Origin of the sequence: Microbacterium sp. 67-17, from assembly GCF_001898325.1 — a bacterium.
Classification (GTDB): domain Bacteria; phylum Actinomycetota; class Actinomycetes; order Actinomycetales; family Microbacteriaceae; genus Microbacterium; species Microbacterium schleiferi.
Genome location: NZ_MKTR01000013.1, coordinates 16,318 through 30,577, shown reverse-complemented (window position 1 = coordinate 30,577; position 14,260 = coordinate 16,318). Strand labels below are relative to the sequence as shown.

10 protein-coding genes and 1 pseudogene are annotated in these 14,260 nt (G+C 64.8%); 6 read left to right on the top strand and 5 right to left on the bottom strand.

The features are described 5' to 3' along the window. The first annotated feature begins 39 nt into the window (after positions 1-39). From pepN to BGO47_RS05310, 4 genes and pseudogenes are all read left to right on the top strand, one after another. Complete coding sequence (gene pepN / locus BGO47_RS05325) at positions 40-2,583, top strand: aminopeptidase N (protein ID WP_292709266.1); 2,544 nt, start codon at positions 40-42, stop codon at positions 2,581-2,583. A 70-nt stretch (positions 2,584-2,653) separates the two neighbouring features. After that, positions 2,654-3,736, top strand: a complete 1,083-nt coding sequence (locus BGO47_RS05320; protein ID WP_292709264.1) for a mechanosensitive ion channel domain-containing protein — start codon at positions 2,654-2,656, stop codon at positions 3,734-3,736. Beyond that, positions 3,733-4,182 carry a globin gene (locus tag BGO47_RS05315; RefSeq protein WP_292709262.1) on the top strand — a complete coding sequence of 150 codons (450 nt, stop codon included), beginning with the start codon at positions 3,733-3,735 and terminating at the stop codon, positions 4,180-4,182. The genes BGO47_RS05320 and BGO47_RS05315 overlap by 4 nt, the downstream gene beginning before the upstream one ends. Positions 4,183-4,204: 22 nt before the next feature. Further along, positions 4,205-5,887 (top strand): annotated as a pseudogene (locus BGO47_RS05310) (FAD-binding dehydrogenase); the annotation flags it as partial. A gap of 22 nt (positions 5,888-5,909) precedes the next feature. Here BGO47_RS05310 and BGO47_RS05305 read toward each other — a convergent pair. Together BGO47_RS05305 and BGO47_RS05300 are read right to left on the bottom strand one after the other, a co-directional pair. Further along, the gene (locus tag BGO47_RS05305; protein WP_292709260.1) at positions 5,910-7,475 is read right to left on the bottom strand and encodes an APC family permease; all 1,566 of its coding nucleotides are present in this window, start codon (positions 7,473-7,475) and stop codon (positions 5,910-5,912) included. A 56-nt stretch (positions 7,476-7,531) separates the two neighbouring features. Beyond that, positions 7,532-8,197 (bottom strand): hypothetical protein, encoded by a 666-nt coding sequence (locus tag BGO47_RS05300; RefSeq protein WP_292709258.1) that lies wholly within the window; start codon positions 8,195-8,197, stop codon positions 7,532-7,534. A gap of 68 nt (positions 8,198-8,265) precedes the next feature. On the opposite strand from BGO47_RS05300, the gene BGO47_RS05295 reads away from it, so the two are divergent. After that, complete coding sequence (locus BGO47_RS05295; protein ID WP_292709256.1) at positions 8,266-9,177, top strand: acyl-CoA thioesterase II; 912 nt, start codon at positions 8,266-8,268, stop codon at positions 9,175-9,177. A 27-nt stretch (positions 9,178-9,204) separates the two neighbouring features. On the opposite strand, the gene BGO47_RS05290 is transcribed toward BGO47_RS05295, so the two are convergent. Next, the gene (locus BGO47_RS05290) at positions 9,205-9,717 is read right to left on the bottom strand and encodes a thioesterase family protein (protein WP_292709254.1); all 513 of its coding nucleotides are present in this window, start codon (positions 9,715-9,717) and stop codon (positions 9,205-9,207) included. A 7-nt stretch (positions 9,718-9,724) separates the two neighbouring features. Continuing rightward, positions 9,725-11,404, bottom strand: a complete 1,680-nt coding sequence (gene ettA / locus BGO47_RS05285) for an energy-dependent translational throttle protein EttA (RefSeq protein ID WP_292709253.1) — start codon at positions 11,402-11,404, stop codon at positions 9,725-9,727. A gap of 1,315 nt (positions 11,405-12,719) precedes the next feature. Here ettA and BGO47_RS05280 point away from each other — a divergent pair. Continuing rightward, positions 12,720-13,604, top strand: a complete 885-nt coding sequence (locus tag BGO47_RS05280; RefSeq protein WP_292709252.1) for a hypothetical protein — start codon at positions 12,720-12,722, stop codon at positions 13,602-13,604. 93 nt (positions 13,605-13,697) lie between these two features. Here BGO47_RS05280 and BGO47_RS05275 read toward each other — a convergent pair whose 3' ends face one another. Continuing rightward, complete coding sequence (locus tag BGO47_RS05275) at positions 13,698-14,219, bottom strand: hypothetical protein (RefSeq protein WP_292709251.1); 522 nt, start codon at positions 14,217-14,219, stop codon at positions 13,698-13,700. Positions 14,220-14,260 lie beyond the last annotated feature (41 nt).

Genomic DNA, 14,260 nt, shown 5'->3' with positions numbered 1-14,260 from the left:
GGCATCCCTGACCCCTCACACACTTGGGAGCATCCGAAAGTGCCTGGAGAAAACCTCACCCGCATCGAAGCGCAGGAACGTCGCGGCGTCCTTGACACGCAGTCCTATGAGGTCGAGCTTGATCTGACCACCGGCCCGGAGGTGTTCCGCTCCACCGCAACGGTGCGTTTCACCGCAACCGAGGGCGCCTCCACGTTCATCGACCTGATCGCGCGGGCCGTCCACTCGATCACGCTCAACGGGCGCAGCATTCCGACATCCGCGTTCGCGGACTCCCGGATCGCACTGGACCAGCTCGCACTCGAGAACGAGCTCGTCGTCGTCGCCGACTGCGAGTACACGAACACCGGCGAGGGCCTGCACCGGTTCGTCGACCCGGTGGACGGCGAGGTGTATCTCTATACGCAGTTCGAAGTGCCCGACTCCCGGCGAGTCTTCGCCGTCTTCGAGCAACCCGACCTGAAAGCGACGTTCCAGTTCACGGTTACCGCTCCCGCGTCGTGGAAGGTCATCTCCAACTCCCCCACCCCCGCGCCTGTGCCCAGCGGCGAAGGCATCGCGACGTGGGAATTCGAGCCGACCCCGCGCATCTCGTCGTACATCACGGCGCTGATCGCCGGCCCCTACGAGTCCACGTTCTCGGAGCTGACGAGCGCGTCGGGCCGCGTCATCCCGCTCGGGATCTTCGCGCGCAAGAGCCTGTGGCAGTACCTGGATGCCGACTACATCTTCGAGAAGACGCGTCAGGGCTTCGCCTACTACGAGGACAAGTTCGACTACCCCTATCCGTTCGCGAAGTACGACCAGCTCTTCGTCCCGGAGTTCAATGCCGGGGCGATGGAGAACGCGGGAGCAGTCACCTTCACCGAGGTCTACGTCTTCCGCAGCAAGGTGACGGATGCCGTCAAGGAGCGACGGGTCGTCACGATCCTGCACGAGCTCGCCCATATGTGGTTCGGTGACCTCGTCACGATGAAGTGGTGGAACGACCTGTGGCTCAACGAGTCCTTCGCGGAGTGGGCCTCGACCATCGCGACAGCTGAGGCCACCGAGTGGACCGAGGCGTGGACGACGTTCAACGCCATGGAGAAGACCTGGGCCTACCGCCAGGATCAGCTCCCCTCGACGCACCCCGTCGTCGCGGAGATTCGCGACCTCGAAGACGTTCAGGTGAACTTCGACGGCATCACCTACGCCAAGGGCGGCTCGGTCCTCAAGCAGCTGGCGGCCTGGGTCGGGATCGACGAGTTCTTCGCCGGGGTGGGCGCGTACTTCCGCAAGCACGAGTACGGCAACACGGAGCTTCGCGACCTGCTGACCGAGCTGGAGATCACCAGTGGCCGCGAGCTGACCGAGTGGTCGAAGAAGTGGCTCGAGACCGCGGGCGTCAACACCCTCTCCCCCGCGATCGCAGAAGCCGCGGACGGCACGATCTCGGCGTTCAAGATCGTCCAGACCGCCCCGTCTGACTACCCGACCATCCGCCCCCATCGACTCGGCGTCGGCTTCTACGACCTCCAGAACGGTGGGCTCGTGCGCACCCACTTCACGGAGTTGGATGTCGATGGCGACCTCACCGACGTACCCGAGCTCGTCGGCCTCGCCCGACCCGATCTGGTGCTCCTGAACGACCACGATCTCGCGTACGCGAAGATCCGTCTCGACGAGCGCTCCCTGCAGACGGCGATCGACCATCTCTCGAAGATCTCCGACCCCCTCGCCAGGTCGCTGGTGTGGGGCGCCGCGTGGGATCAGACGCGGGATGCCGAGGCCTCGGCATCCGACTACATCGACCTGGTCCTCGGCAACATCGCCTCCGAGACTGAGTCGACCACCGTGCGAACGACTCTCGCGCAGCTTCAGCTGGCGGCAAACTCCTACGTGACCCCCGACAAGCGCGACACGTCGCGTCAGAAGGTGGCCGACGGGCTGTGGGCCCTTGCTCAGGCAGCGGATGCCGGCAGCGACAGCCAACTGCAGTTCGTCACAGCATTTGCGAGCGCCGCAGCCACTCCCGAACACTGGGAAACAGTGCGAGCCCTGCGCGCCGGCGAGATCAGCCTCGATGGGCTCACCATTGACACTGACCTGTCATGGCAGCTGTTGGTATCGCTGGCCGCAGGCGGGGTCATCACCGAGGGCGTCATCGACGAAGCGCTGGCTGCAGACAACACGGCCAAGGGCGCCGAGTTCGCGGCCCAGGCCAAGGCTGCACTGCCGACCCCCGAAGCGAAGAGCGCTGCGTGGTCGTCGTTGGTCGACTCCGATCGCCTGCCCAATACGCTCGTACGCGCCGCGGGTCTCGGCTTCACGCACCCCGCCGGTGTGCTGCTTCTCGATGAGTTCGTGGACCAGTACTTCGCGATGCTGCTTCCCGTCTGGGAATCACGCACGTACAAGATCGCCGAGTACCTTGTGCTCGGTCTGTACCCCGCGCCCTTGGCGAACGCGAAGCTTCGCGATGCGACACGCGCATGGCTCACCGCCAACGCGGAAGCGCCGGCGGCACTGCGCAGACTCGTGGCGGAGAACCTCGCCGGGGTCGAGCGTGCCTTGGCGGTCCAGGAACGGGACGCGAGCTAAGCCACAGTGGCACCACCTGCGCCCCGAGTGATCCGGCATCGCTCGGGGCGCAGGTTCTAGGATTCGTCTGATGCACAGATTCGATACGGCCCCCGCCGCAGATACGAGCCTCTGGGATGGCTTTCTGGAGCTGCTCGGCGAGATCGGCGGCACGCTTCTGCAGATCGTCATCGTCCTCGCGAGCGCCGTGGTGGTCGTCTGGGTGCTGCGCCTGATCATCCGGCGCGTCGTTCGTCGGGTCGTCGAAGGCGCCAAGTCTCGTGCTCGCGTTGACGATACGCAGGCACTCGAGCGGTCGCCGCTGGCCTCGGTGCGCCTCGTCCAGCGCACCCGCACCCTCGGATCCATCCTGCAGAACATCGTCAACGTGACGGTGGTGATCGTCGCGATTCTGCTGATCATCCTCATCCTTGCCGGTCCGCAGGTGATGGGCTCGTTCACGCTGCTCAGCGCAGCCATCGGCGCAGGTCTCGGCTTCGGCGCGCAGAACATCGTCAAGGATGTGCTCAACGGGATCTTCATCGTCGCCGAAGACCAGGTCGGTATCGGCGACGTCGCGGACCTCGGACCTGCTACCGGCGTCATCGAATACGTGAGCGTCCGCATCACCCAGGTCCGTGACGTCAACGGAACCCTGTGGTTCGTGCGAAACGGCGAGATCACCCGCATTGGAAACATGTCGCAGGGGTGGTCGCGCGCGATCATCGACCTTGCCGTTCCCGTCGATGCCGACGTGGACGAGGTGGAACAGGCGATGCTGGATGCCGCCCGCGCTCTTGCACAGGAGCCGAAGTGGCGCAGCCGCATCATCGAGGACCCCGAGGTGTGGGGGCTCGAGTCGGTGTCGGGAGACGCGCTGGTCATCCGCATCGTGGTCAAAACGAGGGCCGGAGCGAAGGATGACGTCGCGCGCGAACTGCGCATGAGACTCAAGCGCGCGATCGACGACCTGGGCCTCACCCTGCCGCAGATGAACTCGATCATGCTGTCGGGTCTTGAGAGTGCCGGCCGGGTGCGCGGCGCCAACCCGCCCCGAACCAAACCGACCCCGGTCGCGCATCATGGGGTCCCGGATCGGCCCGTCTGGCGCGCCAAGCGAACGGGCAAGAAGACGGATGCCGACTCTGAAGCATCCGAGGAAGCAGAGAAGTGAGCACGCCCGAGCAGCAGTCGTTCTACGAGGCGGTGGGCGGACACGAGACGTTCGCGCGTATCGTCGACGGCTTCTACCGCGGGGTCGCGGAGGACCCCGTGTTGCGCCCCATGTACCCCGAAGAGGATCTCGGGCCGGCGAAGGAGCGTCTGCTGATGTTCCTCGAGCAATACTGGGGCGGACCGACGACCTACAGTCAGCAGCGCGGTCACCCCCGCCTGCGAATGCGGCACGCGCCGTTTCACGTCAATCCCGACGCGCGCGACAGATGGCTCGCACACATGCGCGCTGCCGTCGACGAGGTCGGATTGTCGCCCCTGCACGAAGAACTCCTCTGGGACTACCTCAGTCGGGCCGCGCATGCCATGGTGAACACGTTCGAGCGAACCGAGATCGGGCCGGGGGCGGGCGCTCGCACAGATATCCCGCTGACGTCCGAGAACTGACGCGCACGACCACAGACGTACACGACAAGGGAGTCGCATGACCGAAGCATCCGTTCACCGCACCGACGTCCTCGTGATCGGATGGGGCTTGGCTGGCCTTGTCGCCGCCGCGGAGGCAGCCGCGGCCGGCAAGCGCGTCACAGTCCTCGACCAGGAGCCGCGCACGAACCTCGGCGGACAGGCGTGGTGGTCGTTTGGTGGACTGTTCTTCGTCGATTCGCCCGAGCAGCGGCGAATGGGAATCCGCGACAGCCTCGAACTGGCACGACAGGACTGGTTCGGCACGGCGGGGTTCGACCGCCCCGAGGATGCCTGGCCCCGCCGCTGGGCCGAGGCCTACCTCGAGTTCGCCGCGGGTGAGAAGCGCAGTTGGCTCCGCGAGCGCGGCGTGGGCTTCTTCCCTGTCGTCGGGTGGGCAGAACGCGGCGGGTACACCGCCGGAGGGCCCGGCAACTCCGTGCCCCGCTTCCACATCACGTGGGGAACCGGCCCCGGGCTTGTCGCACCCTTCCAGGCCGCACTCGATGATGCCGAGCGTGCCGGGATGCTGACAGTGCTCGCTCGCCACCGCGTGACCTCACTCACGGTGCGAGACGGTGCCGTGACGGGCGCTGCCGGCGATGTTCTCGCGCCCTCCAGCGCCGCCCGTGGCGTGGCAACGTCACGGGATGTGATCGGTAGCTTCGAGATCGAGGCTGGCGCGACGGTCGTCGCATCCGGAGGAATCGGCGGCAACCACAACCTGGTGCGCAAGTGGTGGCCCGAGCGACTGGGAACGGCCCCCACCGACATGGTCACGGGAGTTCCCGCATACGTCGACGGCTCTATGCTCGACGTCACCGAGGCAGCCGGCGCAAACCTCATCAACCGCGACCGCATGTGGCACTACGTCGAGGGCATCCAGAACTGGGATCCGATCTGGCCGCTGCACGGCATCCGGATCCTGCCCGGTCCGTCCTCGATCTGGCTCGATGCCACCGGCGCGCGCCTCCCCGTTCCGCTGTTCCCCGGCTTCGACACGCTCGGCACTCTCGCGCACCTTCGTGCGACGGGCCACGACCATTCCTGGTTCGTGCTGTCGCAGCGGATCGTCGAGAAGGAGTTCACGCTCTCGGGCAGCGAACAGAACCCTGACCTCACCGGCAAGGATGTGCGACTGCTGCTGCGTTCGCGGCTCGGGAAGGGCGCTGCCGGTCCCGTCCAAGCCTTTCTCGACCATGGCGCCGACTTCGTCATCCGAGACGACCTCGACAGCCTCATCGACGGCATGCGGGCGCTCCCCGGCGGCGAGGCTCTGGATGCCGACCGCGTCCGCTTCGAGGTCGAAGCTCGTGACCGTGAGATGGGCAACGACTTCACGAAAGACGCACAGGTCGCGATGCTGCGCTCGGCTCGCGCCTACCGCGGTGACAGGCTCGTCCGCACGGCTGCCCCGCATCGCATCACCGACCCCGCTGCAGGACCTCTGATCGCTGTCAAGCTGCACGTGTTGACGCGCAAGTCGCTCGGCGGCATCGAGACCGACCTCTCCGGGCGGGTTCTCGGACCCAGCGGCGAGCCGATCGCGGGCTTGTTCGCCGCAGGCGAGGCCAGCGGGTTCGGCGGCGGAGGCGTGCACGGTTATCGCGCGCTCGAAGGGACCTTCGTCGGAGGATGCCTGTTCTCCGGTCGGGCAGCCGGGCGAGGAGCCGTCGCGACGCTCTGATCGGGCGTCCGAACGGCGCGGATCAGGTCAGTCCGCCGTCAACCGAGCGACCGTACGCTGACGGTTCGTCGCGGACCATGACCGGCGTGTCGCGGTTGAGGCTCTCGCCGCGGAAGAACGACTTCGCGCGCGGGAAGAGGAACCACAGGAACATCAGCAATACGCCGAACGCGAGTGCGCCGACGCCGAGAACGAACGTGCCGCCGACACCGAAGAGCACCGTATAGCCGTAATCGACGTCGTACATGTCGATGGCCGACTGGACGAATGCGTAGGTCAGCATCAGCGCACCGAGCAACGGGAACAGGAACTTGTAGAAGAAGTTCCGCCGTGAGGTGAACAGCTCCCGACGGAAGTACCAGACACAGGCGTAGCCCGTGATCCCGTAGTAGAACGCGATAGCGAGCCCGAGCGAGAGGATCGAGTCCTGCAGGATGTTGTCGCTGATGAGCGTCATCCCGACGTAGTAGACAACGGCGACGATCCCCATGACCAGGGTCGAAAACGACGGCGTCCGAAAGCGCGGATGCACTGTCGCGAACCTCTTGGGGAGCGCGCGGTAGGCCGCCATCGCGAGAGTGCCGCGAGCGGTCGGGAGGATGGTCGTCTGCGTCGACGAGATCGCCGAGACCATGACTGCGACGACCAGCACCCAGCCGAGCGGGCCGAGAAGGCCGTCTTTGATGGCGATGAAGAAGTCGTCGGCGTTGGCTTCGTTGCCGAGGCCCGTCGGTCCATCGCCGAGCCCGGCATACATCATCGCCGCGATCGTCACCGCAACGTAGGTGAACAGCAGGATGACGGTCGTGAGCAGTGCGGCGCGTCCGGGGATTCGCCGGGGATCCTTCGTCTCTTCATTGAGCGCCAGCGTCGTGTCCCAGCCCCAGTAGATGAACAGGGCGAGCAGGATTGCCTGCACGAAGCCGCTCCAGTCGCCGATCGCGAACGGGTTCAGCCAGGACCACTCGAACGGAGTCGGATCGGGTGCGCTGCCTGAGAAGAAGTGCCAGAGGGCCGCGACGATGAAGATCGCGAGTGCGAGATACTGCAGGCCGAGCAGGATGTTCTGCACCCTCTCGCCGATCTCGACACCGCGCCAGCTGACCCACGTCATCGCGACGATGAAGACGACGCCCGTCGCGGTGACCAGCAGCGCATTGTCGGCAAGGAGAGCGTCCTGGGGGCTTCCGACGATGCCGTCGACAAGCGCCCAGAGGTAGATACCGCTGATCTGGGCGAGGTTTGCCAGCACGACCATCCCGGCCACGGCGACTCCCCAGCCGCCCATCCATCCCACCCACGGGCCGAAGGCTTTTGTTCCCCAGGTGAACGTGGTCCCGCAGTCGGGAATCTCGCGGTTGAGTTCCCGGTACGCGTAGGCGATGAAGAGCATCGGCACGAACGCCAGGACGAAGATGATCGGCGCCTGCGCACCCACCGCGATGACGATGAACCCGAGCGTTGCAACCAGCGAGTACACCGGCGCCGTCGATGCCAACCCGATGACGGTCGATCCCCACAAGCCCAGCGTGCCGGCTGCCAACCCCTTGCCCTCGGGTGCCGTGAAGGTAATCGGTGCAGTCGCCATTCCGTCACCGTAGGGGCACGGCGAATTCGCGGTCAAGCATATGTTTCGGCCGGCCCTCAGCCGAGGATGCCCCCGGCCCGCGGCCCGCGCGGGTTCATCCCGGATCTGCGCACCAGAACGTGCCCGCGGCGAAGAGACAACCGCACCCATGCACCGGTTTCGCGCATCGGCACACTCTCGGCGTCTGGCCCGAGAAAGCCAAGCACCTGGGCGACGAATCCGACGCCGCGCGGTAGTCCGCCGAGGCCTGCATCCGGCGCTCCCCACACCGCTGCACGGATCTGACGCACCACATCCTCACCCGCATTCGTGGGGACCGATGTCGCGACCTCCTCCATGCCGCGGTGGGCAGCCGCTGCGAGGTCTGTCGATGAGATCTCGCCGCCGAGCGTCCAGCCCGAAACGGGAGGGGAAATGCCGGCCCAGGCCGCGCGCATGCCGGCGTCGGGCAACTCAAGTGTCACGCCCTGCGCCCGCAGAGAGGCGCCATCGACCACCAGATCGCACGCGAGCTCCGGGTCAACGGAAAGGACTCGGACGCCGAGGATCGTCGGCGCCGTGTCCAGGATCCCGCGCGGCGCGATCGGGGCGCAGGTCATGACGAGGATGCCATCGGCGGCTCGGAGGCGGACGGCGCCGTCTCCGACACGTGCAGCTCGCGAGGCGAAGGTCTGGGCGTCCACAGCGGTCTCGGCGTCGGCGAGATTCAGGGGCGTCGACATCCGACCTAAACTACCAAGCGGAACAGCTGCCGCGGCCGCGGCGATACCAGCAAGCTCCGGGAGAACCGATGACCGACGGCGCCACGAACACCCCCAGGGAGATCGTCGAAGCCGATCCGGTAGCTTCGCTCCTTGCCGTTCTCACGCTTTCCTTCAGCGGTGCCCGGACGACGGAGGACATCTTCACCGGCGTCTCCCAGTCGATGCCGCTCGGACGTGTGTACGGCGGCCAGGTGCTGTCCCAGTCCATCGTGGCGGCATCGCACACGCTGCCGCCCGGACGAACCGTCCACTCGATGCACGGGTACTTCCTGCGACCGGGAGACTCCTCTGCGGGAATCACTTTCGCGGTGGATCGGATCCACGACGGGCGATCATTCTCGACCCGCCGAACGCAGGCGTACCAGGATGGCGTGCCGATCTTCTCGATGATCGCCTCATTCCAGGATGAGGGCCCTGGCGTGGAACACGCGGAGCCGATGCCGAGCGGCATCCCTCACGCGGACGAGCTCCCCGACCTCGAGGATCACCTGGTCGGTCTGCATCCCATGAGCAAGCGCATGTTCACCGACCGGCCGCTCGATGTGCGCCATGTTCCCGGCCCCATCTATCTTCACGTGGAAGGCGAGCACGTCCCTCACCAGGCGGTGTGGCTTCGTACGCGCCGATCGCTGCCCGACGACCCCGACCTGCATCGCGCCGCGCTCGCTTACCTGAGCGACATGACGATCCAGGAGTCGGTGCTGCGCGCTCACGGCGTCGCCTGGTCAACCCCGGGACTCAAGGTTGCGAGCCTCGACCACGCCATGTGGTGGCACCGGTTCGCGCGGGTCGACGAGTGGTTGCTCTACGTTCAGGAATCACCCAGTGCCCGTGGAGGCCGGGGTCTCGCTACCGGCAGAATCTATTCCTCGGAAGGAATACTGGTGGCGAGCGTCGCGCAGGAGATCACGATCCGCCTGCCGCACGACCGCGACTGACCTGCTTAGCGTCTGGTCTGAGCCCGCTCAGCGGCGGTGTCCGTATCGCAATGGTTCACCGACGTAGGGTGCCCAGGCTTCCCGTTCGACCTCGCTCAGACGGACCGGCCTACCGGTTTCGGCATCCACCTTCACAACAACCGTCGTTGCACGCGCGTAGATCTGCTGGCCGTCCGCGCCGGCGGTCTCCAGGGGGCTGCAGACCTCGTAGCACACGTCGATGCTGGAACCGCCGAGCCTGCCGAACCAGAGCTGGACGTCCAACGGATGCCGCTGGTAGGGAACAGGGAGCAGGTACTCGATCTCCTGGCGAGCAATGAGCGTCAGGACGCCGGCGTGCAGACTCGAGTCCATGACGGCCGTTGGCGGTGCACTCTCGCCGGCGCCGGGCCGCCAGAACGCGCGAACCCGCGCCTCTTCGAGGAGCTTGAGCATCGAGGTGTTGTTGACGTGATTGAATGCGTCGAGGTCGCCCCACCGCAGGTGGATCGGTAGGTGCAGCCGAGCCCCGCCGGGCACACCTGCTTCGGTCTCGCTCATTTCCGGGTCAGTCGCGTGTGAGTTTGCGGTACGTGGAGCTCGCGCGGTTGAGCGCATCCGGCCCGAGTCGCTCGAGCTTGTTCTTCTCGTAGGCCTCGAAGTTGCCCTCGAACCAGTACCAGGCATCCGGCTTCTCGTCGGTACCTTCGTAGGCAAGGATGTGAGTCGCGATGCGGTCGAGGAACCACCGGTCGTGGGTGATGACCACGGCGCAACCCGGGAACTCGAGCAGGGCGTTCTCCAGAGACTGAAGAGTTTCGACATCAAGGTCGTTCGTCGGCTCGTCGAGCAGCAGGAGGTTGCCGCCCTCCTTGAGGGTGAGTGCCAGGTTGAGGCGGTTCCGCTCACCACCAGAGAGGACGCCTGCCTTCTTCTGCTGGTCAGGTCCCTTGAAGCCGAACTTCGACACGTAGGCACGCGAGGGAATCTCCGTCTTACCGACCGTGATGATATCCAGCCCGTCGGACACGACCTCCCACAGCGTCTTTGTGGGATCAATGTTCGAGCGGGACTGGTCGACGTAGCTGATCTTGACCGTCTCGCCGATCTTCAAGTCGCCGCCATCGAGCGGCTCAAGGCCGACAATGGTCTTGAACAGCGTCGTCTTACCCACACCGTTGGGGCCGATGACACCGACGATGCCGTTGGGAGGAAGGCTGAAGCTCAGTCCATCGATGAGGGAACGACCGTCGAACCCCTTCTGGAGCTTCTTGGCTTCGATCACGACGCTTCCCAGGCGCGGCCCCGGCGGAATCTGGATCTCCTCGAAGTCGAGCTTGCGCGTGCGCTCGGCCTCGGCGGCCATCTCTTCGTATCGAGCCAGACGAGCCTTCGACTTGGCCTGACGACCCTTCGCGTTCGAGCGAACCCAGTCGAGTTCCTCCTTCAGCCGCTTGGCAAGCTTCGCGTCTTTCTTGCCCTGGACATCCAGCCGCTCGGCCTTCTTCTCGAGGTAGGTCGAGTAGTTGCCTTCGTAGCCGATCAGTCGGCCGCGATCGACCTCCGCGATCCACTCAGCGACATTGTCGAGGAAGTACCGGTCGTGGGTGATGGCGATCACAGCACCTGCGTACTTCTGCAGGTGCTGCTCGAGCCAGAGCACGCTCTCGGCGTCGAGGTGGTTCGTCGGCTCGTCCAGGAGGAGCAGGTCGGGCTTTTGCAGCAGGAGCTTCGTGAGGGCGACGCGGCGCTTCTCGCCACCCGAAAGGAGCGAAATCTGCGCGTCCCCCGGGGGCGTGCGCAGCGCATTCATGGCCTGGTCGAGTTGGGAATCGAGGTCCCACGCGTCTGCCGCGTCGATCTCTTCTTGCAGCGTGCCCATCTCGGCCAGCAAGCTGTCGAAGTCAGCGTCAGGGTCGCTCATCAGGCCCGAGATCTCGTTGAACCGATCCAGCTTGGCCTTGACCGCGATCCCGTCTTGGATGTTCTCGAGAACGGTCTTGGATTCGTCGAGCTCCGGCTCCTGCATCAGGATGCCGACACTGAACCCCGGGGTAAGGATCGCCTCTCCGTTTGACGGGGCGTCAAGGCCCGCCATGATCTTCAGGATCGTCGACTTGCCGGCACCGTTCGGGCCGACCATTCCGATCTTCGCGCCCGGGAGGAACGCCATCGTCACGTCGTCGAGGATCAGCTTCTCGCCCACAGCTTTGCGGGCGCGGACCATCTGATAGATGTATTCTGCCACTGGTGTTTAAACGCTCCTCATCAGGCTATTTCTGGTGGGTCAAACTCGCGGATCAGTCAGCGCGAGCGCCAAGAAGGCGGCGCACTCTGGAGATCGACACACGTCACCCCACCGGGTCTCCGCGCCTCAAAGACAAGCCTACCGGCCGCGTCACAGCCGCGTCGCCTAGGCGTGAGGCTCGGGACGCAACCAGCCAGACTCGGGCCCCACGAGCAGTCGCCACCCCGCGCCAATTCGATTCCGAGGATCGTGACCGTGCGCGAGCATCATTTGCCTGGCCCCATCTGATTCGAGACCTCGACGCGGGGGCCACGGCGTCCCCGACGCTGTCAAGATTGTGAATCGATCATCTCCAGCGAGTCCACTCGAATACTCATCAAGCCGCCCGGAACGGTCTGCGAGCACCACAGTATGGGTCACGATCATCCCGACGCTATTGATTGAATCAATCCAGTCGTCCGCTATGTGGTAGCTCACCGATGTCGGACGGAAGGGCCGGGGGATCGAAGGCTTCGCCGCAGTTGCGGACGACAGGCCGATACGCACGAACACCCCATCCGGCACTCCTGGCGTTTCCATCATCGTCTGCACGAGCCCGCGCAGTCGCGCCTGTGCGCGTTCAGAGGGGAGGTAGTAGCCGGTCCTCGGCGCTTGCAAACGCACCAGTGCGTACAATGCATCGGTCTTCACCAGCCATCGGATCAACACGACCCGATCCTGCTCCTCAAGCGGTCTGGGTTGCCCCCACATGATCTGCTTCCAGAGCGGCGCGGCAGGATCCTCAAACGTCGCTCCCATAGAGCTATTGCACCGTGCACAGACGGGGAGTATCACCTTGTTCGGCGGCTGGGTGATCGTATGATGACGACGATAAACCGTCCGTAGCCAAGTCGGATGAACATCCTCATCTGTTATGGAGACGCCGTCCTCCAGGCAGAGCATGCACCGACCGCTGCGCCTCGCCACGCACAGATCGTACCGCGGCACCTACGACCGAACAGTCCAAACCGTCTCGCTCAGCGCCATTCGCCGAGGTAATGGGTCATGCTAGATGTATTCCATACCTGGGTCTCTCCAGTTTCGTTCTTGGCGCAGCGTGCAGAGGTCAGCGCGAGCGTTTCGCATCGCGGTCGGAGCTTCCGACGCGCACAGGTCCCCCACAAGCCTAGTTGCAGTCTGGGTCTTGATCGGGCGGGGCAGCAGGCAGCGAAAGTGATGATCGTGGACGTTCGGTCAGCTATCGAATTTGGCCGCATTCGCGGCACTCTGATCGAGATTATGTGCCGCGAGACTGGACCTTCCGTAGCATCGGAACATGTCGCAGGGTCTCAGCCACGTCGGACGACGACCGCCAGCAGCTGTGCTGACGCATCTACGCCAAGAGGTTCGATTCCATTGCCCGGTGCCCGTCGACGGGTCCGTATGCGGCAGCCCCTACCTCACGTGGCATCACTTCGATCCGCCATGGAGGATCGAACACCACCATCGAGTAGAGGGGATGATCGCACTGTGTCGCGAACACGCCGACAAAGCTGACAACGGCGCATACACAGATGAGCAGCTGCGTCGCTTCAAGTCCGAAGCCGCCAAGCACGAGACCGAGATCAGCGGTCGCTTCGACTGGATGCGTCACGAGATCGTCGTGCACGCTGGCGGGACCTTCTTTGTCGAGACTCCCGTGCTCGTCGAAATTGATGGTATTCCCTCAATTTGGTTCAGTCGAAACCAGTTGGGGGAACTTATGCTCAACTACGACATGCCTCCACGGGGACGAACTCGCATCCAGGAGAACACCTGGATAGTCACTCCCGGCGACGTGCGAGAGATTGTCAGCCCACCGGGGGGTCGAGCACTGTCCGTCCGGTACACGAACGGAGACTACTTTGGCATCGAGTACCGCGAAGTTCCCGATGCAGAGGAGTTTGTCCGGCGGTTTCCCGGGGCGGCTTCGCACATGTCGGCCCTAAATCGGCTGACTTTCCCGGTCACGGTCGCCAGCATCACCGACACCACCACGGACGGGCGCGTAGTCCTTCACCCGGATCACACCACTCTCATGGGTGGCGTCCTGCGAAACAATTGGCTTGAGCGGTGCGGTGTAGGTTTCGCGATCAGCTCGCCCATGCCTCTCTTCACCGAGGAACAGCAAAGGGCAATCGCCTCGGCTGCTAAGGCTTACAACGAGTCAGGTCTCACCTAGTCAGCGCTCTCGTTTAGCCGCGCAATAGGTCATGATAGATGTACTCAGCCATAGCCCGACCAGTCTACGGGCCGCCCGAGTGTCGCCCGCGCGTCACCAGTCGATGGGTCGGGTGTCTCCGATCAGGCATAGGCCGGTCTCGAGGCCCGGCATGACGGCCACCACGGGGTCTCCCGTCGAAGGGCCGACCTGACCGACTAGGCATTCCTCGCCCCACCGGACCGAGAACTGGATGCTCTCAGCCGGGTTCCCGACAGTCGACTCGTCGTACGTGACCTCCATTGCCGATTTGTCGAACCCGACCTGAGTGAGACCATCGATGTAGGCGCGTCCCTGGAAGCGCTGATCCGTCGCCCACACGGCTGCAACGACGTCGGTGAAAAAGGGCAGGGCCTCATCGGCTGTCGTTGCCTCACTCACCTGTTGCGGTGCAGCTGGGGCTGTTTCGGTGGGCGTCGGCGTGACGCTCACCGTCGGTGTCGGCGACGGCGTGGGCGCTGCAGTGCATCCAGCGAGAACACCGGCTGCCAGAGCCGCCCCGAGTAGTCCGACGACAACGCCGGATCGGAGAGCTCTCGCCGGCACGAACCGGGTTGTCAGTCGATCGGCGCACACGCAGAGGAGTCTAGAGCCCCTCCGCCGACTGCACGCTGGGA